At 53.4% G+C, this 22,261-nt stretch carries 21 protein-coding genes; 12 read left to right on the forward strand and 9 right to left on the reverse strand.

Annotated features, from left to right (window positions below):
• Positions 1-318, forward strand: a complete 318-nt coding sequence (locus tag ACR9FF_RS04675) for a thioredoxin family protein (RefSeq protein WP_116394238.1) — start codon at positions 1-3, stop codon at positions 316-318.
• A gap of 121 nt (positions 319-439) precedes the next feature.
• On the forward strand, positions 440-961 hold the full coding sequence (locus ACR9FF_RS04680) for an ankyrin repeat domain-containing protein (protein ID WP_317980441.1): 522 nt from the start codon (positions 440-442) through the stop codon (positions 959-961).
• Between the two features lie 135 nt (positions 962-1,096).
• On the opposite strand, the gene ACR9FF_RS04685 is transcribed toward ACR9FF_RS04680, so the two are convergent.
• From ACR9FF_RS04685 to ACR9FF_RS04700, 4 genes are all read right to left on the reverse strand, one after another.
• Entirely contained in the window at positions 1,097-2,659 is a 1,563-nt protein-coding gene (locus ACR9FF_RS04685; RefSeq protein WP_435169371.1) for an ABC transporter substrate-binding protein, read from the reverse strand.
• A gap of 156 nt (positions 2,660-2,815) precedes the next feature.
• A complete protein-coding gene (locus ACR9FF_RS04690; protein WP_435169373.1) occupies positions 2,816-3,694 on the reverse strand; it encodes a carbohydrate ABC transporter permease in 879 nt (292 codons plus the stop codon).
• A gap of 20 nt (positions 3,695-3,714) precedes the next feature.
• Positions 3,715-4,707 (reverse strand): ABC transporter permease, encoded by a 993-nt coding sequence (locus ACR9FF_RS04695; RefSeq protein ID WP_435169375.1) that lies wholly within the window; start codon positions 4,705-4,707, stop codon positions 3,715-3,717.
• Positions 4,708-4,884: 177 nt separating this feature from the next.
• Positions 4,885-7,212 (reverse strand): helix-turn-helix domain-containing protein, encoded by a 2,328-nt coding sequence (locus ACR9FF_RS04700; protein WP_435169377.1) that lies wholly within the window; start codon positions 7,210-7,212, stop codon positions 4,885-4,887.
• A 208-nt stretch (positions 7,213-7,420) separates the two neighbouring features.
• Here ACR9FF_RS04700 and ACR9FF_RS04705 point away from each other — a divergent pair, with 208 nt between their 5' ends.
• Positions 7,421-9,508, forward strand: a complete 2,088-nt coding sequence (locus ACR9FF_RS04705) for a right-handed parallel beta-helix repeat-containing protein (RefSeq protein ID WP_435169379.1) — start codon at positions 7,421-7,423, stop codon at positions 9,506-9,508.
• A gap of 122 nt (positions 9,509-9,630) precedes the next feature.
• On the opposite strand, the gene ACR9FF_RS04710 is transcribed toward ACR9FF_RS04705, so the two are convergent.
• From ACR9FF_RS04710 to ACR9FF_RS04720, 3 genes are read right to left on the reverse strand one after another with little or no spacing between them, the layout of a single operon-like run.
• Positions 9,631-10,197, reverse strand: a complete 567-nt coding sequence (locus ACR9FF_RS04710) for an NAD(P)H-dependent oxidoreductase (RefSeq protein ID WP_435169381.1) — start codon at positions 10,195-10,197, stop codon at positions 9,631-9,633.
• A gap of 40 nt (positions 10,198-10,237) precedes the next feature.
• On the reverse strand, positions 10,238-12,019 hold the full coding sequence (locus ACR9FF_RS04715; protein ID WP_435169383.1) for a DHA2 family efflux MFS transporter permease subunit: 1,782 nt from the start codon (positions 12,017-12,019) through the stop codon (positions 10,238-10,240).
• Positions 12,020-12,022: 3 nt separating this feature from the next.
• Positions 12,023-12,463 (reverse strand): MarR family winged helix-turn-helix transcriptional regulator, encoded by a 441-nt coding sequence (locus ACR9FF_RS04720; RefSeq protein WP_127496847.1) that lies wholly within the window; start codon positions 12,461-12,463, stop codon positions 12,023-12,025.
• A 563-nt stretch (positions 12,464-13,026) separates the two neighbouring features.
• On the opposite strand from ACR9FF_RS04720, the gene ACR9FF_RS04725 reads away from it, so the two are divergent.
• Complete coding sequence (locus ACR9FF_RS04725) at positions 13,027-14,310, forward strand: histidine--tRNA ligase (RefSeq protein ID WP_435169385.1); 1,284 nt, start codon at positions 13,027-13,029, stop codon at positions 14,308-14,310.
• 14 nt (positions 14,311-14,324) lie between these two features.
• On the opposite strand, the gene ACR9FF_RS04730 is transcribed toward ACR9FF_RS04725, so the two are convergent.
• The gene (locus ACR9FF_RS04730) at positions 14,325-15,143 is read right to left on the reverse strand and encodes a methyltransferase domain-containing protein (protein WP_127496845.1); all 819 of its coding nucleotides are present in this window, start codon (positions 15,141-15,143) and stop codon (positions 14,325-14,327) included.
• 172 nt (positions 15,144-15,315) lie between these two features.
• Here ACR9FF_RS04730 and ACR9FF_RS04735 point away from each other — a divergent pair, with 172 nt between their 5' ends.
• From ACR9FF_RS04735 to bshB2, 3 genes are all read left to right on the forward strand, one after another.
• Entirely contained in the window at positions 15,316-15,870 is a 555-nt protein-coding gene (locus ACR9FF_RS04735) for a GNAT family N-acetyltransferase (RefSeq protein ID WP_435169387.1), read from the forward strand.
• A gap of 84 nt (positions 15,871-15,954) precedes the next feature.
• On the forward strand, positions 15,955-16,299 hold the full coding sequence (locus ACR9FF_RS04740) for a YojF family protein (protein WP_116394239.1): 345 nt from the start codon (positions 15,955-15,957) through the stop codon (positions 16,297-16,299).
• 35 nt (positions 16,300-16,334) lie between these two features.
• Positions 16,335-16,997: a bacillithiol biosynthesis deacetylase BshB2 gene (gene bshB2, locus ACR9FF_RS04745; RefSeq protein WP_116394191.1), complete on the forward strand. Its 663-nt coding sequence runs from the start codon at positions 16,335-16,337 to the stop codon at positions 16,995-16,997.
• Positions 16,998-17,059: 62 nt separating this feature from the next.
• Here bshB2 and ACR9FF_RS04750 read toward each other — a convergent pair whose 3' ends face one another.
• A complete protein-coding gene (locus ACR9FF_RS04750; RefSeq protein WP_435169390.1) occupies positions 17,060-17,668 on the reverse strand; it encodes a transglutaminase-like domain-containing protein in 609 nt (202 codons plus the stop codon).
• 130 nt (positions 17,669-17,798) lie between these two features.
• Between ACR9FF_RS04750 and ACR9FF_RS04755 the strand changes: the two genes are divergently transcribed.
• The 5 genes from ACR9FF_RS04755 to ACR9FF_RS04775 all read left to right on the forward strand — a co-directional run bounded on the left by ACR9FF_RS04755 (position 17,799) and on the right by ACR9FF_RS04775 (position 22,259).
• Positions 17,799-18,143, forward strand: coding sequence for a DUF1801 domain-containing protein (locus tag ACR9FF_RS04755; RefSeq protein WP_435169392.1), 345 nt, complete (start codon positions 17,799-17,801; stop codon positions 18,141-18,143).
• 162 nt (positions 18,144-18,305) lie between these two features.
• Complete coding sequence (locus tag ACR9FF_RS04760) at positions 18,306-19,409, forward strand: amidohydrolase/deacetylase family metallohydrolase (RefSeq protein ID WP_435169394.1); 1,104 nt, start codon at positions 18,306-18,308, stop codon at positions 19,407-19,409.
• Positions 19,387-20,499 (forward strand): DgaE family pyridoxal phosphate-dependent ammonia lyase, encoded by a 1,113-nt coding sequence (locus tag ACR9FF_RS04765; protein ID WP_201007087.1) that lies wholly within the window; start codon positions 19,387-19,389, stop codon positions 20,497-20,499. The genes ACR9FF_RS04760 and ACR9FF_RS04765 overlap by 23 nt, the downstream gene beginning before the upstream one ends.
• Positions 20,492-21,250, forward strand: a complete 759-nt coding sequence (gene dagF, locus ACR9FF_RS04770; protein WP_435169396.1) for a 2-dehydro-3-deoxy-phosphogluconate aldolase — start codon at positions 20,492-20,494, stop codon at positions 21,248-21,250. The genes ACR9FF_RS04765 and dagF overlap by 8 nt, the downstream gene beginning before the upstream one ends.
• Complete coding sequence (locus ACR9FF_RS04775; RefSeq protein WP_435169398.1) at positions 21,240-22,259, forward strand: sugar kinase; 1,020 nt, start codon at positions 21,240-21,242, stop codon at positions 22,257-22,259. Before dagF ends, ACR9FF_RS04775 begins: the two co-directional genes overlap by 11 nt.
• Positions 22,260-22,261: the final 2 nt, after the last annotated feature.

Here is a 22,261-nt window from a genome sequence, read left to right on the forward strand (position 1 = left end):
ATGAGCGTTAGAAAAATAGACGGACAGTCGTTCCATCAGGCTGTTCGCTCGAATGGAGCAACCTTAGTTGAGTTCGGGGCCGCATGGTGCCCGCCGTGCAAGGTGCTGCTGCCGATTCTGGATGAGCTTCAGCAGGAGGAAGGCGAGCGTGTCTCCATCCTTCAAGTGGATTGTGACGAATCGCCGGAGATTGCTTCCGAATTTGGCGTGATGTCGATGCCAACGGTTATCGTCTTCCATAACGGCGAGCCGGTCGACAAATATATCGGACTCCGTCCGAAGGATGTGTACCAGCAGGCAATTGCCCGGTATGCGTAAGGCGTGAGGGGAAATGGCCGGTCACTTATGTGGCCGGCTTTTTCAATTAGCAGGCAGGAATTGGAAGGTTCTTGGGAGAAGTTCAAATAGGCTTATTATCTTCCAGATGGAGGTTATACGAATGGAGTTACAGTCTTACATAAATGATCTGTTCCAAGCGGCTCAGAGCGGCGACGCAGCCAAAGCGCAAGAGCTGATTGAGTCCCATCCGCAGCTGGCCAATACCGAGAATCAAGACGGACTTACCCCGCTTGGCTATGCCGCGCATTTTGGCAACGCGGAAGTTGCGCGTGTATTGCTGGAGTTAGGCGCGGACGTCAATGCCGTCTCCCATTCCGGCATTTCGTTTATTCCTTCGAATACGGCCCTGCATGCGGCGATCGCGGGGGAACGGAGTCTCGAAGTCATTAAGCTGCTGCTCGCAAAAGGGGCAAATCCAACAATCCTGGACAGCAACGGCCATACCTGCCTGCACTCGGCGGCTTTCCATGATGACAATCTGGAGATGATCCGCCTGTTAATGGAGCATGGAGCGGATATAAACGCCTCGGCGGATGGCGGGGACACGCCATTGTCGCTGGCTGTTCAGCAGGGGCACGAGAACGTGGCGAGCCTGCTTCGGGAGTATGGCGCTCTCCGCTAGAGCGGGTCGAAGCCGTAAGGAACAACTTTTGCAGCTAAAAGAGAATCACAGCACAGCGCACAGCGAAAAACACGATTCGACAACCCGCCTGACCCAAAAAGCAGTCCCCCGGCATTCGCCGAGGGACTGCTTCTATTATTTCAGGCCTTTTTGCGCAAGGAAGGCATCCCACTGCTTCTGCACTTCCGCGTCTACCTTCTCCGCGCCGGAGGCTTTCAGCTTCGAGATATATTCCGGCAGCACTTTGTTAGGATCAACGGCGCCGGTCTCCAGCGCGGTTTCGTATTCGTTCTTCACCGCGTTGATGTTGGCGACCTCCGCTTTGAAATTCTCCTCGTTTACCGTAAAGCCGCTGCTCGCCAGAACGACGGCGTTGTCGTTCAGCTCAATGGTCTTCTGCCATGTATCCGCAGCCATGCCCGGCTTCAGATAAGCGTTAAATTGGTTGCCGAATACCCAGTCGCCGTTAGGCGCGTAACCGGAGCCTTCGATCGGCTCGATGTACTGGTCGTCGACTTTTTTGTAATGCTTGCCTTCAATCCCGTTGCAGATCAGGTTATACAAGTATTTATCCGTATTCAATAGGTTGATAAGCATAAGGGCGCGTTCCGGATTTTTCGAGTTTTTGTTGATGACATGCATGGCGCTTGCGATACCCGTGAAATAGCTCTCGGAGATTGGAACATATACGACATCGTTGCCGCCGTTGATTGCTTTTTCGCCAATCTCGCCGCCCGGCTTCGAAGTGAACTCGATCGATACCGCAACGTTGCCTTTTGCCTTCAAGTCGTTAATGTTCTGGAGGACGGGAGCGTCCTGGTTGATATAGCCCTTCTCGTACCATTCATGCAGCTTCTGGAAGTATGGAAGACGGTCATTGGCCGTGTTCAGGAACGTCGACAGCGTGTAAGCCGAATCGTCTTTTTTATAGTAAACCGGGGAGCCGTCCGTGCCTGCAACGGTTGGGTCGATATACATGCCTCTGGAGTTTTGCGCGAGACCAAGCGGCACGACATCCGGCTCGTTTTCCTTCAAGGTTTGCAGGAACGGCTCGATATCGCTGTAGGTATGGATGCTGGAGACGTCAAGATTGTATTTGTCGATAAAACGTTTCTGGATAATCAAGCTCTTTTGCTTCGCCGCTACTTGATAGATCGGGAAGCCGTACACCTTGCCGTCGGCGGCAAGCATATCCGGCCAGAATTTATCCGGAATATTCGCGCGCGCTTCGGGAGCATACTTGGCAATCATGTCATCCGTAATTTCATGATAAGCGCCGCGGTCGATATAAGGCTGATAGTTGCCAAGCCAGCCCTTGGAGCTCCAGGCAATGTCGAAGTTCTCGTTCGCCGCGAGCATCGCGTTCAGCTTCGGCTCGTATTCGTCGAAGGTGAGCGGTTTCAATTCGACGGTGGCGTTAATCTTTTCCTTCAAGTATTTGTTGATCTCGTCGTTAACGAGCTTTTGGTCCGGACCGGGATCGGCCGCTACCGGATAAAGGAATGTAAGCTTAACAGGATCCAGAGCCGGCTCCGATGACTCGGCAGGCGTATCGCTGGCCGCGGTTGACGGTTCCGCCGAAGGCGTTGGAGCTTTGTTGTTATTGCTGTTATTGTTGCTGGAACAGGCTGCGAGAATGCCAAACAATAAGATGACCGACAGCAGCGTTGCGAACAATCTTTTTTTGTTGTTGTTCACCGTAAACCCTCCAATTATCATTCCTGTTTTATTATTACTACACGCCGTGAAGCAGACCTTCTTAAGCCGCGCAAAAGTGTGCGGATCACCTCCTAAAAAGAATTGACACACGCTTTTTGTGGCAATTCTTGCTTCGAAAGCATGGGCTTTTGATTGTCAACCCTTCAAAGAACCAACGGTTAACCCTTTGACGAAATACTTCTGGAAAAAGGGGAAGATCACCAGCATCGGCCCGCTGGCCACGATGGCCATCGCCATCCGTACGGTCAGCGTAGGGAACTGCGCGAATTTCAGCTTATCCGCCACCTCGGCCATCGGCGAGTTCGCCAGAAACTCGGCCTGCGACAAAATCCGGACGAGCAGCAGCTGAAGAGGTACGTATTTATCGTTATCGATGAAGAGCAGGGCATTAAACCATTCGTTCCAGTAGCCGAAAGCAATGAACAAGCCAAGCGTGGCCAAGGCGGGCGTGGAGAGCGGCAAAATGATGGTGAAGAAAATCCGGTATTCCTTTGCCCCGTCCACCTTTGCGGATTCGATGATTTCTCTCGAAATTTTGTCGAGGAAGCCTTTCATAATCATGATGTTGAACGGGCTCATCACGGCGGGAATGATCAGGGCCGCCAACGTGTTTTTCAGATGCAAATATTGCGTCATCAGAATATAGAACGGAATAAGTCCGCCGTTGAACAGCATCGTGAAGAAGACGTAGAACGTGAGCGGCCGTTGATAGCGGAAGTCGCTGCGCGAGATCGGATAAGCCATCAAGGCGGTCATGAAGAGCGACAGCACGGTGCCGATAACGGTAATCGCAATCGTCACCCCGTACCCTCTAAGCAAAGGCTCGGGTTTCTCGAACACAATCCGGTAAGCCTCGAGGCTCCATTCCTTGGGCAGGAATTGATAGCCGAACTGATGCAGGCTGTTCTCCGAGCTCAGCGAGATCGCGATGACGAGAACAAAAGGCATGGCAATAAGCAGACAAACAATCAGGAAATACAGGTTAATGACGATATCGGCGAATTTGATTTTCATGGGCAGGCTGGCCTCCTCGGTCAGAAAAGCGCATTGTCTTTGTCAATGCGGCGGACGATCAGGTTCGCGGTTACGACGGTCACAAGCCCAACGACGGATTGCAGGAATCCGACCGCGGCGGCGGAGTTGATGTCCCCAAGCTTCGTTAAGGCGCGGTAGACGTAGGTATCGATAATGTCCGTGGTAGGGAAGTTAGGCCCGACGTTATTCGGAACAAAGTAATGCAGCCCGAAATCTCCTCTGAAAATATTGCCGAGACCTAAAATAAACAAAATGATAACGAGCGGCTTCAGAAGCGGCAGCGTAATCCGGGTCATCATCTGCACGCGGGAAGCTCCGTCCAGCCGGGCCGCTTCGTAATAATCAGTGCTGATTCCCGTAATGCCGGCGAAGTAGACGAGCGTGGAGAAGCCGACTCCTTTCCAGAGGGCGACAAGCGGAAGGATAAAGATCCACGGCGTTGTCTCGAGGTACCAGTTATGGCCCTTCTGGCCGAACAATTCAAGGATCGTGTTCAAGTACCCGTTCTGGAAGTCGAGAAAAGCGTTGCCGATATAACCGACCAGCACCATGGAGATGAAATAAGGAAGGAACAAGGTCGTCTGGTACACCTTGATCAGCTTGCTGGTCAGCTCGTTAAGCAGAAGGGCCATGAGGAGCGAGACCGCCATCGTGAGCAGGATGTACGTAAAGTTGTACAGCAGCGTATTGCGTATAATGCGGAAGGCGTCCTGCGCTTTGAACAGAAACTCGAAGTTGTCGAAGCCAACCCATTTGCTGCCGAATATGCCTTGGTCATACCGGAAGTATTTGAAGGCCAGGATCAGCCCGACCATAGGCAAATAGGCAATGACCAGTTTGAATAAGACGCCTGGGAGGGCAAGCAGGATCAGCTCGCGGTTTCGCCGGATATGCCAGAGCTCTTTGGCAAGCCAGCTTTTGCGTTTAACGGGAACAGGGGCTGCTGGCTGCTCGTGGCTGCTTGGTAGACCGGCAGGCGGGATGTTAGGCAAGTGCATCTCCTCCAATCTTTGATGAGTCCAGCATGCCATGACCCGAACCGGGCCGGATAGGGTTCATTGTTTGAATAACTGTAAAAGCGGGCTGTACTTATTGCGAATAACTGTTTTATACCGCTTGCGGCAGCAAAAAAACGCCTGCTTCCTTGGGAGGAAGCAGGCGGCTTAGCTTCAGGAGATTGATTTTTTGATGCGGAATTCCTTAGGCGTCGTGCCGAACTTGCTTTTGAATAGGCGGAAAAAATAGCTCTGGTTGCCGTACCCGACCTTCTCCATAATCTCGGTAATGGTTCCGTCCTCTTTGAGCAGCAGCTCCTGCGCCCGGCGCAGGCGGACGTCGTTGAGATATTCCGTAATGGTCATTCCGCAGCTGTCCTTGAACAGCTTGCCAACGTAAGCGGAGCTTAACTTGACGGTGGAAGCGATGGACTGCTGGCTCAAGTTGTAGTCGCTGTATTTTTGCCAGATGAGCTCCTTCACGGTTTCGATAATCATTTCGTTGCGCTCCATGCTGGAGGGCTTCGCTTCCTCGCATATCGCGGTGCAGAGGGACAGAAAAGCGAGATGAAGCTCATCCAGCGTATAGTAATCCTGCGGCAGGAGCGGGATGCGTTCGATGTCGACGGACAGCTGGGTAATGCGGTTGCTCGTAATCTCGGCCGCCGCGTTTTTGATAATCCAGGCCATATCGGCGATAGCTCTTCTCATATCCTCCAGCTGCAGCGCGGCCAGCAAGGCAAAAGCCCGTTCCAGCTCGCTGCCGGCTTCGGTCAGCTTGCCTTTCTTGATGGCCTCGGACAGCTTTTTCTCCACGTCGCCTGGCAGAGACTTTTGCTTGTTCTCGAGATTTGTACGTATATCCTGTGTTTCTATAATCGCTTTGTAGCCCATTAGAATACTGTACTGGCTAAGCTGATAGGACTGATAATAGCTTGCGGACAGCTGGGTCAGTTGGGTAACGGCTTCGCCGATCCCGCAAGTCAGAGAAAGGTTGTAATAACGCTCGAGAATCTGCTGGACATCGAAGATAGCGGGTTTGATCGCTGCCGGATCAAGCAGCTCTTCCTTGCCGGACAGCAGGATGGTGAAATGATCCTCCTGCATATCGACCATCTCGCAGCGGAAAACCCGCGACAGCACTTCCTTCGCGATATTCATAACCGCAAAGCTATGCAGCTTCTTCATGCCGGATGATGTCCTTCGGTCGTATTCATCGTACCGGTCGAACCGGAGCGTGCAAACCATATACGGCCCGCTTGGCGCCAGCTGCAGCTCGTGCTTTCTGATCAGCTGCCTCATATCCAGCTCGGAAAGGCTGCGGTTATCGGTCAAAAACTTGCGGATATAGTATTTGCGAACAATCTGCTCCGAGCTGATCTCCTGCAGCTGTCCGGAGAGCTGCTCGTAAAGATCGCCCATGGCATCCAATTCGTTGCGCTTGCCCGAATCCGGGGCGGCATTCCTCATATGCGGGAGAATCCGCTTCAGCATCCCTTCGATTGGACCGTACAGCTTGTAGCTCAGCCAGACGGAGATTCCGATGGAGAGCAGGATAAAAGCGCCGGTCAGCACGAAATTACGGGTCCGCATATCCGAGACGGCCTTCATGATCTCCTTGTAAGGCTGAATGTACAGAATCGTCCAGTCGCCGATGCCGTGCAGGTACGTGATCATCACTTTTTGCCCGCCGGAATTGCCGATAACGAAGCCGGAATCGTTCGATGCTCCGGACGCCTCGTTAGGTGCCTGTATCAGCTTGCCTATGCTTGCTTGATCGAGAGGCAGGGTCTGCCGGGAATGGCCGCTGTCGAACAGCTGCCCGCCGGACGTTCGGATCAGAATCTCGCCGCTGCTCCCGCTGCTTATGCCGTTCAGCTTGCTTAAGCTGTCGAATACCCAGTCGGGCTTGATGAACAATATAATAGCCGATTGGCTTGGGGTGAACGGACCATACGAATCCGTGACGATAAACGCAAAGGCATCAATCTGGTTGGAATGCTGGAAGCTGAACGGGATGAGCCGGGATGCCGGCAAAGAACCTTCCGAGGAATGGAGCAGCCATTCGAGGATGCTGCTTTTTGTCGTGCCGCCATCTACCAGGAAATCGCTGGAGGAGCCGTACAGCTCCCGGGTTGAAGCGTTATAGACCGCCATCGAATGCAGGAACGAGGAGCTTTCCAGCATATTGTACATTTGCTGATAGCCGCGGATATAGTCCATTTTGGGCAGGTTGTTGCTGAACATCAGCGGAATCAAGGCGTTATCGCGGAAAGCGAAGGTAGACAGGTGCACGATGATTTCGTTCATATAAGAGAGGTTGTATTGGGTCTGGGTGAGCACCTTAAGGTTCGCGTCCTCCTGGACATGCTTGACAGACCGCTCGAGCAGGTACGTATTGGCTGCGGACAAGCCGGTAAGGATGAGAGCCATTGTCAGCATGATGGAAAATAACACGCGCTTGAAATATTTTTTCGAGGTAAAGTAGCCGTACGCTTTCATGAGTATCCTGCCCCTTTATCCAGCATGTAGTCTCTCTATGTATAGTTGTAAACGCTCCCAAACCGATGCGCAAGGGTTATTTTAGCCGGAATCACCTTAGAAAGCAGTGAACCGGATATCGTACGCTTTTTAGCGTTTTGTGCAGTTTACAGTATAGCGTATGCTGTGGCAGTGTGAAGTCAAACAGCAGGCAAAAGGCGGTGGGGCGATGCTTGAAATCTATGTAAGCGCATGGGGAAATGATCATGGGGACGGAAGCAAGGAGAAGCCGTTTCGCAGTATTCGGGAGGCTCAGGCGACCGTTCGTTCTTTGGTGAAAAAAGGGGTGACCGGCGGAATAACCGTTATTGTGGGAGAAGGGACCTATACGCTTGATGAACCTCTCCGGTTTGGAAGCGGCGATGCGGGAGGGGAACGCTGCCTTGTTACATACCGCAATGCGGAGGGGCGGACAGCGGAGTTGATTGGCGGGAAAGTCCTGTCCGAATGGAAGGATGCGGGAAATGGGGTATGGACCGCGCAGGTGCCGAAGGGAGTGCGGTTTCATACCTTGTACGCCGATGGCAGACGTATTTCGAAAGCGAGAATGCCTGCCTCCGGTTATTACCGCTCGCTTCCGCTCGAAGAAGACGGACGGGCCGGCATCCGCTATGAGGAAGGGGAGTTTCCGGATATTCCGAAGGAGGACGCGGATAGCTTGCAGATTTATGTATGGCCGGGCGGCGGCGAAGCGAACTGGTTCGCTGAGACCATTCCGGTGGCCGGAATGAAAGAGGGCAAGATTTTATTTAAACGGCCTAGCTGCTGGGGGATTGGAGAAGGCTCCCGATATTACTTGCAGGGCTCGCGTGCCTTTCTGCGGGAGCCTGGCCAGTTCCATCTGGATGAGGCGGCAGGCTTGCTGTATTACCGGCCGCGAAGCGGGTCGCCGCTTCATGAGCGGGTGGTTGCTCCGGCTGTCGGCCGAATATTGCATATCCAAGGAGATAGTGATGCGGAGAGGGTGTCCGGACTTGCATTCTCGGGACTGACGTTTGCCTGCACGGACTTTACGGAGGACTTTCGGATGATGCGGGAAGAGCCCGGCATGGACAACGCGGAGCCCGATGAGAACCGGAACGGTATCGTATACATGCGGAATGCCCACGGAATCGAGGTTTCGGACTGCGTTATTCGAAATTCCGGAACATGCGGGGTCTATCTCGACCGCAGCGTTGAAGACGTGCGGCTGCTTCGCAACCGGATCGAGCGGATGGGGCATACCGGCATCTATGCCTCGGGCTATGCGCCGGGAGAAGGAGCTTTTCAAGATCATCTTGCCGCTTATCGGAACAAAGGGCATTGCATAACGGACAATATCATCACGGATGGCGGCGAGCTTGTTGGTCATGGCAGCGGCATTGTGCTGTACCAGAGCGGAGATAACGAAATTGCTTATAACCGGATAGCGAACATGCCCCGTTACGGGATATCGATGAAGGGTCTTCGCTACCAGCGGATGCCGGAGGAGCTTTGGGGAGTTCCCGTAACCTGGGATAATCATGCTTCGTTTCTGTTCACCCGCAACAATGTCATTCGCCATAACGACCTGTCCAATGTCATGACCGACAGCCAGGACGGAGGCATCATTGAATCCTGGGGAATCGGCCGGGGTAACGCGATTCATGGCAACCGCCTTCATCATAGCGGCATCCATTTTTCCTTCGGATTCGGTATTTATCTGGATGATGCTTCTAGCGATGTGGAGGTGACCCATAATCTCCTTGATCATTTGTACCAGACGGGAGAAGGCAAGCTGTGGATGGCTATATTCTCGAAAGGAATCGGCAACCGGATTATCAACAACTTAATCGCGAATAACGAATCGGAATGCGCCTTTGGCACGCAGGAGATGGCAGGCGAGAGCAATAGGGATATTGTTATCCGTTCGAACATCGTATCGAATTCGGGATACATGTACGCGCATGTGAATTGGAGCGATGAGCGGCTGGCCTCGGCTGACTGCAATTTATACTGGCGAGGCGGCGAGCCTCCTCTTGTGACCAGCGAGGAGCTGCCGTTTCCGGCGGTTGGCGAGAGCAAGGTCTGGGGGAAGCTGTATCATTGGGACTCCTGGCGTTCGCTCGCGGATGGAAAGCTTGATGCGCAGACGATACTGGCACCTGCCGGTTTTGTAGACGAAGCAGCGGGAGACTACCGCTTGCTGCCGGCTTCTCCGGCCTACCGGCTTGGCTGGCAGGATATCGACTTCTCGCGGTTTGGTCCAAGATTGAACCCACAGGAGGGCAGAGGTTGAGACAGAAAACGCCCGGGCGGAAAATCAAGCCGATTCAATAAAAGCGCGACCCCTGGAAGGGCCGCGCTTGTCATATCATAAGGCCAGTTCAAATGCCTCTTAAACGCGTTAACCGCGCTTGCTTATACCGTCGTCCCGAGCGTCTTTTTGCCCGCCGCATAAGTGCCCGCCGCATTAGCTACGCGCGTTCCGAGAGCTTCGCCAAGCGCCAGCCCTTTCGAGAATAGCGATTGGCTCAGCGGATCGTGGGTATCCTCAACGGGCGATGTGACGCCTACCCCGTAATAACTGCCGTACAGCGCATTTGCGGGAATATTGGCCGGCAAGCCGACGATGATCATCCCTTGGTGAAGCATCGGCGTAATCAAGTTCAATAAGGTGGCTTCTATCCCGCCGTGGATGGTTGCAGTCGTGCAGAAAACGGCGCCGATTTTATCAACCAGCGTTCCGTTGGCCCATAAATAGCCGAGTTTGTCGATCCACTCTTTCATGCCGGAACTGATCGTGCCGAAGTGCCCGGGACAGCCCCAGATAATGGCATCCATCTGAGCGAGGTCTTTGACGTTCGCCTGTTTGACGTGATTGATGAAGACCTCCGCTCCTTCCACGCTTTCGGCACCTTTGGCAATGGAGCGGGCAAGTTGTTCCGTGTGGCCTGCTTCGCTATCGTAAACAATATAAATTTTCATCGTTTAATCTCCTCTCTTGGCTCTGAAAAAACGCGATTTCTCATTCGCTTTCTTTTTGCGGTTTGTTGAGCTTCTTAAGCGACTCCCGGTATGCCTTATCGTTCATTTCTTCCTGGCGGTCATCCTGTTCGGGAGTGCCTTTTAACCTTAGAATCGCCTTCCGGTATTCCTGATCGTTAAAGTGTTCGTTGTTCTTGTCTTTCGGCGGTTCAGGCGTAAGGAACCCGCGGATGGCGTTGCGGAATTCGCCGTCTGCGCTTTGCCGGTTCGAGCGATTTTCGTTGTTAGCCAATTCCGCTGCAGGCGCCGCCTCCTTCTCCGCCTTATCCGGCATCTGCACCGCCTCCGCAGTCTTATCCGGCACCTGCACCGCGTCCTCGGCAGGCTTCACCTTGCGGATGAAGAAGGCGAGCACGAGTGCGGCAATCGTCAACCATGTCGCGACGACGAACGATTGGTTAATACCGTAAATCGTCGATTGTATGGTGATTTCGCCCATTTTTGCTTTGTCGGACGGCGCGATGTTGCCGGCGATGATCAGCTCCTTCGCATGCGACGCGGCTTTGTTGGTCATGATGGTGACGAGGATCGCGGTACCAAGCGCGCCGGAGACGTTCCGGAGCGTTTGGGACATGGCCGAGCCATGCGCATTCAGGCGGCGCGGCAGCTGGTTGAGGCCAGCTGTCTGGATGGGCATCATCAGCATGGACATGCCGAACATCCGAAGCGTATAGAAGAGCATCATGTGATTGTATGACGAATCGATTGCTAAATGACTGAATTCGTACGTCGTAACGGCTGTAATGGCGAGGCCGACGACGGCCAGCCAGCGTGCGCCGATTTTATCGAACACCATGCCGGTGATCGGCGACATGATACCCATCAGAATAGCGCCCGGGAGCAGCAGCAATCCGGATTCGAGAGGCGTAAAGCCGCGGATATTCTGCAGGAAGATCGGCAATAGAATCATGCCGGAGAACATCGCCATGGTAATAATGGCGTTGATCAACGCGGTAAGCGAGAACATCGGATACTTGAACACGCGCATCTCAAGCAGCGGAGCTTTCATCAATATCGAACGGACAATGAACAGAATGAGCGCAATCGCGCCGACGGCCAAGCAAACGATGACTTCGGTGGAATCCCAGCCTTCTGTACCCGCTTCACTGAAGCCGTATAACAGGCCGCCAAAGCCAAGAGTGGATAGCACGACGCTCAGAATGTCGAGATTAGGCCGGGACGTTTTGATAACGTCCTTCATCGAGAAAGCGCCGAATACAACGGCGAGAATGGAGAGCGGTAATACGATATAGAACAGCACATGCCAGTCGTAGTGCTCGACGACCCAGCCGGAGAGCGTTGGTCCGACGGCCGGTGCGAAAATCATCGCAACGCCCATCAGGCCCATCGCTTTGCCGCGCTCTTCGACGGGGAAGATGGTCAAGGTGACGATAGTCATCAGCGGCATCAGAATGCCGGCGCCGCATGCCTGTACGAGACGCCCGGCTAACAAAGAGCTGAAGTCGCCCGACAGGGCGCATACGATCGTACCGATCGCGAATAAGGATGAGGCGACCAGAAACAACTTCCGGGTCGTAAACCGATTGATCAGATAAGCGCTGATTGGGACCAGCACGCCGTTCACCAGCATGTAGCCGTTGGACAGCCATTGGATCGTGCTTTCGCCGACGTCAAGATCTGCCATCATTTTCGGCAACGCGACGTTAAGCACGGTTTGGCTCAACAGAGCCACGAACGCCGCGATGAGCAAGGAGGCCATTATCGGCCCTTTGCGCAATTGATTGGACACAGCTGTTGTCATGGCTTAAGCTTCCTCCTTGGATTGTTTTAGTAAACGCAATACTTCGTTCTGGAGCCGGCTCAGCTCGCGGTGATCTTGCTCGGTCATCGACAGCAGGGGACGCATCATATTCATGCGCGTCGCATCCGTCTCGCGCCAGAGCTCCTTGCCTTTCTCCGTCAGCTTCATCGTCATCGCCCTGCGATCCGCTTCCGTTCGTTCGCGCTCCAAGATGCCTGCCTTCACCATCCGGTCCACGATGCCGCTCATCGTGCTGTTGCCCACATTCAGCTTCTCGGCCAGCTCGGACATGCGGATTTCGGGGGTTTCGTGCAGTACTCGCAGCACCAAAAGCTGAAGAGCGGTCAAGTTATGCTTGCTAGCCGCTTTGGATAATATCTGGAAAAAGACTTGATTGATTTCGCGATAAGCTTGAAAAATGCCCACGATCCGCTGTTCTTCCACTGCAGCTTTCCTCCAAAAATAGTTTGCGTGCGAATTATTATGAACTAAAGTAATATGAGGTGTCAATCAGACTTCTGGCCGTTAGTTTCCGCAAAGGTCCTGCTGCTTATCCCGTAACCGAGGGTTTGGTACTTCTTTCCCAATGTTGTGAAAAGGTCATATGATGTCGGTTCTGGAAAGAAAATATCCGATCTTCGCAGGACCGATTACCGGTCATTGCATCTTTGAATCAGCCCTGCTATAATCAACGATAATTATTCGAGTTTGAATGAAGGAGTTACGCATATGCGGACATTCGCGTTTAATCAACTTCATCATCACTACAAAAAGCGATAGCACCCCTGATACAAAAATTCAGGGAGGCTAACGCCATTCGCGTTGGCCTCCCTGCGGCATACGTGACGCGCAGGACCAAGAGGTCCTGCGCGTTTTTTATTTTAAAATATAAGAAAGTATACGTTTTTCTATACTGTGCTTATATTTCATTCGCGAAACGTATGCTGCCCCTCCTAAGGACGGCGCAGCCGTTTACGCTTGCCCAAAATAAAGGAGAGTGCCGGGTTATGCAAAACGTAAAAGGAACCTACGATTTTTTCGGAAAGGAACAAGCCGTCCGCCAGAAGGTTAGAGGGGTGCTGCAGGAGGTTTTCGAGCTGTATGACTTTGAGAGCATGGAGTCTACGGTGCTTCACGAGCTGGATTTATTGACCTCCAAGTATGCGGGCGGCGACGAGATATTGAAGGAGATGTACCGGCTCACGGATCAAGGCGGAAGGAAGCTGGGGCTGCGTTACGATTTGACGATTCCTTTCGCGAAGGTCATGGCTTTGAATCCCGGAATCAAGCTTCCGTACAGACGGTACGAGATCGGGAAGGTTTTTCGCGATGGTCCGGTGAAGCGCGGCCGCCTGCGGGAATTTCTCCAATGCGATGTGGATATGGTAGGCGTTGAGGGGCCTGAAGCGGAAGCGGAGCTGATGCTGATAGCGGTTGAGGTGTTCAAAAGGCTCGCCATTCCGGTCACGCTGCGCTGGAATAACCGCCGGTATTTAAGCGAAATATTGGGTGCGGTAGGCGTACCGGCGGAGGAAAGCCTGTCCGTGATGCTTACGCTCGACAAACTTGAGAAGATAGGCAGCGATGGCGTTCTGGCGGAAATGAGAGACAAAGGAATTTCGAGGTCAGCCGTTGAGAAGATTGCAGAGCTTATTGCCCTGCAAGAACCTTCTTTCGGTCTTCTGGCGGAGCGCTATGGTCTCAAGGAATCGCAAGGAGCTGCCGAGGTCCGCGCTCTTCAGACGCTGATCGACAAGCTGAAGCTTTCGGACATTTGCCGCTTTGATCCTTTTTTATCGCGGGGATTTTCGTTCTATACGGGAACCGTCTATGAGATTTTTGATGCCAGCGGCGTTTATGCATCCAGCATAGGAAGCGGCGGGAGGTACGACGCGATAATCGGCAAGCTGATCGGCAACGAGGATATGACCTACCCGGCGGCAGGCTTGTCGTTAGGCATGGAGTCCATCATGGAAATGATCCGGGACCGGCCATTCCCGGGGCAGGCTCCAAAGGTCGTTGTCTTATCCATCGGCGATACAAGGGGGGATGCCTTGATGGCTGCGACCGTCCTGCGCTCGGGTGGGATTCAGACCGGTATGGAGCCGGCGGGCAGAAAGCTGAAAAAGGCTCTGGCCTCGCTTGAAAGCAGGGCGATCCGTTACGCGCTGCTTATTGGCGAGGAAGAGGCCCGAACCGGCAAAGTGCGGCTGAAAGACATGAAGGCCAGGGAAGAGTATGTGGTTCCGCTTGATGAAGCATTATATCTATTAGAAAAGAACGAAACGTAAGCTAACCGTCTTCGTCACGCCTTCTGCGCCATAACCGTGCTCATCGCATGCTGATGGGGAATGCCGCTGGAGTTGCAGTCGAACACGATCTCGGCGCTGTCTTTAATCAGCCAGTCCCGATAGTGCGATAACAGCTCGCCCGAATGCCATTTGTAGGCATGAGGTTCGTTTTCAGGCGGCGGGGCGATAAACGGTTTATGCACGAACACGTTCAGGACATGGATTCCGCCGGGGTTAGTGAACTGCTTGTAGTTCGCGAATATCTCCTGGCGGAACTCCGGCTTGATGTAATGAAGAACCCCGCTGGAATAAATAATGTCGTATGGCTTGTCGAGACGGAAATCCAGCACATCCGCTTTCAACACGTTAACCTGGACGCCAGCGTATTCGGCCAGCCGTTTTGTTTTCTCAATGCCGGCATCCGAAACGTCGATTCCCGTTACCTCATAACCGTTCCGGGCGAAAAATACCGCGTCCCTGCCTTCACCGCAGCCAATATCCAGAAGCTTCAGCCGTCTGCTCGGCGGCATAGCCTTCAGCACCTCGTATACGCCGCTGTTCGGCTCCGTTCCCCAATAATAATTTTCCGTCTTATATTCTTCTTCATAAATCGTAATCGGCTTATCCTGCGAGACGTAACCAAGCAGTTTGTCGATGCTGACTTCAAGCGTGCGGCATAACTCCGGCACTAGCGAGAGGTCCGGCATAGTCACGGCGTTCTCCCATTTGGATACGGCCTGAAACGAAATGCCCAGCCTGGTCGCCAGCTCCTCTTGCGTTAATCCTCTTTCTTTCCGGTAAATGGCGATGTTCCGCGCCAGTTTCTCCTTCATGTTCGCTCACGCTCCTTTTGATACTCCTCATTCTATTGAAGTTACCCCAGCCGGACAATAACGCATGGATTGAACTTTCGCCGGACTCAACCTGCGGTTGAGATTTGTAGAAGTTTGGCTAAAGAGAGTATACTGGAGGTATCTTGGGCCATTAGCAGGAGGGCAGTCATCCATGTTTACGCAATCAGAACCAATCGGGATTATTCAGAATCATATAAAAGTATTCCAGGCCACGGAAGGGGATACGCCAGCCGTGCTGGGACTGCTGGTGCAGACGGCGGAATGGCTGAAGAGCAGAGGCTCTACGCAGTGGAGCGGACTGCTGCAGGGCGAAGACTCCCATCGTACGCCGGAAGCGATCAAACGCGGGGAAGTGTATATTTTCGTACAGGATGATACGCTTATGGGGATGGTTATGCTGATGCAGCAGGCGAGCCCTTGGGATCGCGAGCTGTGGGGCGAGGAAGGGCATGAGAGCTCGGTCTATCTGCATCGTCTTAATATTAACCGCGCAGCCGCGGGGAGTAATCTCGGCGAAGCTATCGTTCATTGGTCAAGCTCGGACATTCATTTCCCGGGTAAAGACCGGATCAGGCTGGACTGCATCGCCAATAATCCGAAGCTGAACGACTTCTACCGCAGCACTTGCGGTTATGAATTCAAAGGCACCGCAGCCAATCCAATCGGCGATTTTAACCTGTATGAGAAAAAGGTATCGGAACAGTAATCTTATTCTTGCTATTCCGATAAACTTACTATACAATCTTCTCAATTCATTATTCATTTTATGGTTAAAGGAGAATCCAAGATGATGCAACCGATCCATCCCGCCGAGGTTCAACGACGACTGGAAAGCTTGAAAGATCAAGATGTCTATGTTCATCTTGAGATGACGACAGGAGCATACGCGGCTCATAACGATGCTTCCAAGCATCCGGCCGCTACTTTTATATCGAATGCCGTTATTCAATATTCGCATGGTTTGATATCCGGGAACGGTCCTTTCCGTGTCGGACTCAAAATGCAGCAGGGCTGGGTTTATTCGGAAGGCTTGACCCATTATGAAGAGAGCGAAGCCGAACGGCTTATCCTCGCCGGCCATGACCAGCAGGGCAAGCTTGTTGTCGCTTTGCAACTCAGCCGGGAGCCTTTTTAAGTTGGAGCTTTCTTTTAGAAAGGAGAGTAAAATACATGGAACGTATATTAGTAGTTCTGCCGCATCCGGATGATGAAGCATTTACAATGTCGGGTACGCTGGCGCAGTTGATCGATCAAGGCGCGCAGGTTACCTACGCCTGCCTGACCCTTGGGGAGATGGCGCGGAACATGGGCTTTCCGCCGTTCGCAAGCCGGATAACGCTGCCGCAGATTCGCCGGGGCGAGCTTGAAGAGTCCTGCGCGGCGATTGGAATCCAGGATCTGAGAATGCTTGGCTTCCATGACAAAACGATTGAGTTCGAGGACAAAGTGTTCCTTGATGAACATATTCATGCTCTTATTGAAGAAGTGAAGCCTGACGTTATCTTCACGTTTTATCCGGGCTACAGCGTTCATCCGGACCATGACGCAACCGGGGAAGCCGTTGTTCGGACGGTCGGAAGACTGCCGGAGGAAGAGCGGCCGCCTGTCTATTGCGTAGCTTTCTCCCGAAATCATGAGCAGTTTATTGGCAAGCCGGATATCTCGTTTGACGTGCGGGATTATACGAAGAACAAGATGGCTTCCATCCGGGCTCACCGCTCCCAATTCAACAGTTCCGAAATCTTCGGGAACAAGCAGCACACGGACAAAGAGGTTCAGGAACGCTTGGGAACGGAGAGGTTCTGGACTTATAAGTTTGAAAGCTGGAAATAAATAGCGCATTTGACAATAACCCCTTCACGCATACGGTGAAGGGGTTATTTTTTATCCAAGCGTTATAGCTCAGCCGGGAGACCGTGCAGATACATGACTTTGCAATCGTTATGCTGACGCAAAACCTGGATGGTGCTTGGATGAGGTTCGGAATAAATGATCGGATAATCAACTTCGTCATATTCCTTCCGGATTGGAAAGGCCAGCCGTTCTTGGTCTAAAGAGAATTGAGCATCAATCCCCGGCTTGTTGCCGCGCGCGTCTATTCTGATCCATCTCTCCGCATTGCGAAGATATACCGCGTTCAGTGCATGGATGACGTATCCGGTATCCGGCGTATCCCCAAGCGTCAAGCGCTGATAGCAATATCCCGCGGGTATTCCCTGACTGCGCAGAATGGCGCATAACAGGTTCGACTTGGCATAACAGATGCCTTCTTTATGGGCTAGGGCATCGGAAGCGCTGCAAGTAATGAGGGAGCTTTGGATATCCCAGGAATGGGAGATTTGATCCCGGACGTATTCGAAAGCAAGCCGGATAAACGTTGTCTCGTCGGGCGCCTGCTGACGCAGCTCTGTCGCAAGCGACTGAATAGCGGGATGGTGATAATCCGCTATATCGGAGTCGGCGAGATAGTCGGTTAAGGACGGGGAGTTGCAGAGGTAAGGCAAGACGGCAGCCTCCTTTGCATTTTTATATAATTATGCAATAATATGAATATATATTCAATCTACGAATTTCCTATAATTTAGGCGAAATGGTATAGTAATTGATAGAATCATTGCAAAGGGAGAGGATGGCATGAAGCAGGCAGAAGTTACGTCGTTCATCGAGGAGCTGGCGCAGCCGTGGCAGGCCGAGCTGGCAAGCAGCCTTCGGGATATGGTCCACGAGACTGTGCCGGGTGCGGAGGAACGGATTCAATACAAAAAGCCCCATTTTTTGAAAAATGGCAAATATGCCGCGGTTATTTCGACAGCGAAGGATGCCGTCAGCTTTGTTATTTTTAACGCAGCTGAAGTGGAATTCCCTGAAGGGCAGTTCAACGGTCCGCCGGAACGAAAAACAATCAAATTCAAAGCAGGGCAAGCGGCTGATTTCGATGTGCTCGCCAATCTGTTGAAGCAGGCATCAGAGTCGTTGTAATCCGGCAGGAGAGAGCTTGCAAGTTAGTGGAAGGGATTCTCATTAACTTGCAGGCTTTTTTTCTGTTTAAACATTATAATGTTTGTTGACCGCTTCACCTAATCGATGTAATCTAACATTATAACGTTATACTACATGTCTGTTGCAGAAAAAGGTGGCGGTATGGAATTGATATGGCGGAACGTAAAGCTGTTGGACCGTTTAGAGAGGGTCGACATTGTGATGGGTGCGGATGGCCGGATTGCGGAGCTGTCGGATGCATGCACGGCAGAAGGCGGCAACGTAATGGATTGTACCGGCATGTACGCCTCAAGCGGGTGGATTGACCTGCATGTGCATGCGGTTTCGGGGCTTGCGCCGTATGGCGATGAGATTGATGAGATTGGCGTGAGGCATGGCGTAACTACGATTGTTGACGCGGGAAGCTGCGGCGCGGACCGGATTGACGAGCTGGCTGCAAGCCGGGCTGAGGCAAGGACGAGAGTATTGGCGCTATTGAACGTATCCCGGCTTGGCCTGCAGCGGATAGATGAGCTGTCGGAGCTTCAATGGATTGACCGGAAAGAGGCGCTAGAGGCTATTGCCCGTCACCCGGCGTTTATCGTTGGGTTAAAGGCGAGGATGAGCGGAAGCGTTGTCGGCCGAAGCGGCCTGGAGCCTTTGCGGCTGGCGAGGGCTTTGTCCGTAGAAAGCGGGCTGCCGCTTATGGTCCATATCGGCTCGAGACCGCCCGGAGTGGAGGAGATCCTGCCACTGCTTCGGGAGCGCGACGTGGTGACGCATTATTTGAACGGCAAGCGGGATAACCGGTTGTTTGATCATAATGGCGGCGCCTTGCCGGTTCTCAAGGAGGCGCTGGACAGAGGTGTTAGGCTGGACGTCGGGCATGGGACGGCAAGTTTTTCGTTCGAAGTGGCGGAGATGGCGAAACATGCGGGAATCCGGTTCGACACGATCAGCACGGACATTTACCGGGGCAACCGGCTGAACGGTCCGGTGCATAGCTTATCTCAGGTGCTGACGAAGTTTCTAATGCTAGGCTATTCATTGGAAGAGATTATAGCGGCGGTGACGGTCCGTCCCGCGGAGTGGCTGGGCAGACCGGAGCTTGGACGCATGAAGGTTGGCGAGCCCGCGAACCTGACTTTATTCGAGGTGGCGGACAGCCCGTCGGAGCTGCTGGATTCCGAAGGCGAGAAAAGAACGGCGGGGCAAACGATTCAGGCGAGGGGAGTATATACGAATGGACAGTACTTTGCATGCTAGATACGGGTTGAAGAGAGTTATTAACGCCAGCGGCCGGATGAGCATTCTAGGCGTCTCCGCGCCGACCGATTCGGTTATGGAGGCAATGAAGCGTGGCGGACAAAGCTATGTGGAGATTGCCGATCTGGTCGACAAAGCAGGCGACTATGTTGCGGGGATTATCGGCTCCGAGGCTGCCGTCATCGTGAACTCCGCTTCCAGCGGCATTGCGCTGTCGGTTGCGGGAATCGTGACGAAGGGAAGCCGGCGGTTGGCGGAAAAGCTTCATCAAGAGCCAATCCAGCAGAACGAGATTATTATTCTCAAAGGCCATAACGTGCAATACGGAGCGCCGGTTGAAACGATGGTTTACTTGGGCGGCGGCAGGCTGGTCGAGGTTGGCTACGCGAACGAAGGAACAGCCGGGCATATCGAGGAAGCCATCAATGAACGCACGGCAGCTATTCTGTACGTGAAGTCCCATCATGCCGTGCAGAAGAATATGATCAGCGTCGAGGAAGCCTGGGAAGTCGCGCAGCGCCGGGGCGTGCCGATGATCGTGGACGCGGCGGCGGAAGAGGATCTGCGGAAATACGTCCAATATTCCGACCTTGCCATTTATAGCGGCTCGAAGGCGATTGAAGGACCAACCTCCGGCATTGTAGGCGGCAAGCGGACCTATATCGAGTGGGTGAAAATGCAGCTTCACGGCATCGGACGAAGCATGAAGGTCGGCAAGGAAACGTCCTTTGGCCTGCTTCAGGCGCTGGACGAATACCGCGATAAGCCGGATAACAGCGAGCGGGAGAAGGCAGCGCTGAACAAGCTTCTTCCGCTTTCCGAGCTTCCCGGCATAAAGGTAACGATAGTGCAGGATGAAGCGGGAAGAGCGATATTCCGCGCAAGAATTCAAATCGATCCAGCCCTGTCCGGTACAACGGCAAAGGCCGTCAACGATGGGCTGCGGGAAGGCGACATTGCGATTTATACCCGGGATTACGGCGTAAAACAGGGCTATTTCGATATCGATCCCCGTCCGTTAACGGGCGACGATATGGAAGTCATCGAAGCACGCATACGAGAACTGGCAGGAGGCCGCAACCATGTCTAATATGACGAAACGATTGTATAAAGGACGCGCCGCGCTTAATGTGCTCGCGGGCAGCATCGGTAATGCGAAGGATGTATTCGAGGCGGCGGAGGGCTACGTGTTGGTTGGCGTTTTGTCCAAAAACTACCCGAATGCGGAGGCTGCGGTAGAGGCCATGCGTGAGTACGGTCTCGCGATTGACGATGCCGTATCCATCGGCCTTGGCGCGGGGGATAACCGCCAGGCGGCCGTTGTTGCGGAGATTGCGAAGCAGTACGGAGGTACGCATATTAACCAGGTGTTCCCTTCCGTAGGAGCAACGCGCGCTAATCTCGGAGAAAAAGACAGCTGGATTAACAGCTTGGTATCCCCAACCGGTCAGGTTGGTTACGTCAATCTGTCAACGGGACCGGCCAGCGCGGCGGCGCAGGAGCAGGCTATCGTGCCGGTGAAGGCGGCGATTGCGCTTGTCCGCGATATGGGCGGCAATGCGCTGAAATATTTTCCGATGAACGGACTAGACTGCGAAGATGAGCTTCGGGCGGTTGCCAAGGCATGTGCCGAGGAAGGCTTTGCGCTTGAGCCAACAGGCGGCATTGATAAGGGGAACTTCGAGGCTATTCTGCGAATAGCGCTGGAAGCGGGCGTACCGCAGGTTATTCCGCATGTGTATTCCTCGATTATGGATAAGGCAACAGGGGCAACCAGAGTGGAGGATGTGCAAGAGCTGCTGATCACGATGAAAAAGCTGGTCGACCGCTATGGCGGCTAAGCGGATCGCGGCTTTTGGCGAAGTGATGATGCGGCTGCAGACGCCGGGCTTCCAGCTGTTGACGCAGGCGGACAGCTTGTCTTATTCATTCTCGGGCACGGGCGTTAACGTGATGTCGGCACTCTCGCGGTTTGGTTATTCGGCGTCCCTCATCACGCGGCTGCCGGATAATCCGCTGGGCGAAGCGGCAATCGGAAGCTTGCGCAGGCTTGGAGTGGCAACGGAGCTTATAGAGCGCGGCGGACGATATATCGGGATGTATTTTCTCGAGAATGGCTTTGGTTCCCGTCCTAGCCGCGTCACTTACACGAACCGGCAAGAAAGCAGCTTTAATACGGCTCCTGCCGATATTTACGATTACGACCGGATTTCCGCCGAACTGGACGTTCTTCATCTCTGCGGCATTGCGCTGGCGATGAATGACGGCGTCCGGCTCCATATGCGGAACCTGGCAGAGGCGGTGAAGAAGCGGGGCGGAGTGGTCGTGTTTGATTGCAACTACCGTCCTGCTTTATGGGGCGATGACGGCTACGGCGCGGCGAAGCCTCATTATGAGCGGATGCTGCAGCTGGCGGATATGGTCATGATGAACGAACGGGATGCGATCCATATTTTGGGGATGCAGGCTGCGGCAGCGGAGCGAGAGGAACAACTCGTCGAACTAATTTCGGTGGCGGCGGACCACTATGGCATTTCCGTTATTGCAGGCACGCACCGTACCGTTAATGCCGACAATACGCATTCGCTGCGTGGTTTTCTTTACAAGGAGCAAACCTTTTCTTTTTCGCCGGAGCGGTCGTTTATGGTGTATGATCGGATTGGAGCCGGCGATGCTTATACGAGCGGGATCATTCACGGGGAACTGCAGGGGTTTGCTCCCGAGAAGACGGTAAGTTTCGCGGCGGCCGCAGCCCTATTGGCGCATACTACGGCCGGAGATACGCCAATGTCGTCCGAACGGGAGGTTATGAGGGCAATGGCGGAGAAGGCGGCCGATGTGGAAAGGTAGGT

The organism is Paenibacillus glycanilyticus (assembly GCF_051200795.1).
Classification (GTDB): Bacteria; Bacillota; Bacilli; order Paenibacillales; family Paenibacillaceae; genus Pristimantibacillus; species Pristimantibacillus glycanilyticus.

Coding starts and splice junctions, on each gene's coding strand:
- ACR9FF_RS04680 (WP_317980441.1), top strand. CDS start 440: ATGGAGTTACAGTCTTACATAAATGATCTGTTCCAAGCGGCTCAGAGC.
- ACR9FF_RS04765 (WP_201007087.1), top strand. CDS start 19,387: ATGGACAGTACTTTGCATGCTAGATACGGGTTGAAGAGAGTTATTAAC.
- ACR9FF_RS04700 (WP_435169377.1), bottom strand. CDS start 7,212: ATGAAAGCGTACGGCTACTTTACCTCGAAAAAATATTTCAAGCGCGTG.
- ACR9FF_RS04725 (WP_435169385.1), top strand. CDS start 13,027: ATGCAAAACGTAAAAGGAACCTACGATTTTTTCGGAAAGGAACAAGCC.
- ACR9FF_RS04730 (WP_127496845.1), bottom strand. CDS start 15,143: ATGAAGGAGAAACTGGCGCGGAACATCGCCATTTACCGGAAAGAAAGA.
- ACR9FF_RS04760 (WP_435169394.1), top strand. CDS start 18,306: ATGGAATTGATATGGCGGAACGTAAAGCTGTTGGACCGTTTAGAGAGG.
- bshB2 (WP_116394191.1), top strand. CDS start 16,335: ATGGAACGTATATTAGTAGTTCTGCCGCATCCGGATGATGAAGCATTT.
- ACR9FF_RS04755 (WP_435169392.1), top strand. CDS start 17,799: ATGAAGCAGGCAGAAGTTACGTCGTTCATCGAGGAGCTGGCGCAGCCG.
- ACR9FF_RS04715 (WP_435169383.1), bottom strand. CDS start 12,019: ATGACAACAGCTGTGTCCAATCAATTGCGCAAAGGGCCGATAATGGCC.
- ACR9FF_RS04775 (WP_435169398.1), top strand. CDS start 21,240: ATGGCGGCTAAGCGGATCGCGGCTTTTGGCGAAGTGATGATGCGGCTG.
- ACR9FF_RS04705 (WP_435169379.1), top strand. CDS start 7,421: ATGCTTGAAATCTATGTAAGCGCATGGGGAAATGATCATGGGGACGGA.
- ACR9FF_RS04740 (WP_116394239.1), top strand. CDS start 15,955: ATGCAACCGATCCATCCCGCCGAGGTTCAACGACGACTGGAAAGCTTG.
- dagF (WP_435169396.1), top strand. CDS start 20,492: ATGTCTAATATGACGAAACGATTGTATAAAGGACGCGCCGCGCTTAAT.
- ACR9FF_RS04690 (WP_435169373.1), bottom strand. CDS start 3,694: ATGAAAATCAAATTCGCCGATATCGTCATTAACCTGTATTTCCTGATT.
- ACR9FF_RS04710 (WP_435169381.1), bottom strand. CDS start 10,197: ATGAAAATTTATATTGTTTACGATAGCGAAGCAGGCCACACGGAACAA.
- ACR9FF_RS04735 (WP_435169387.1), top strand. CDS start 15,316: ATGTTTACGCAATCAGAACCAATCGGGATTATTCAGAATCATATAAAA.
- ACR9FF_RS04675 (WP_116394238.1), top strand. CDS start 1: ATGAGCGTTAGAAAAATAGACGGACAGTCGTTCCATCAGGCTGTTCGC.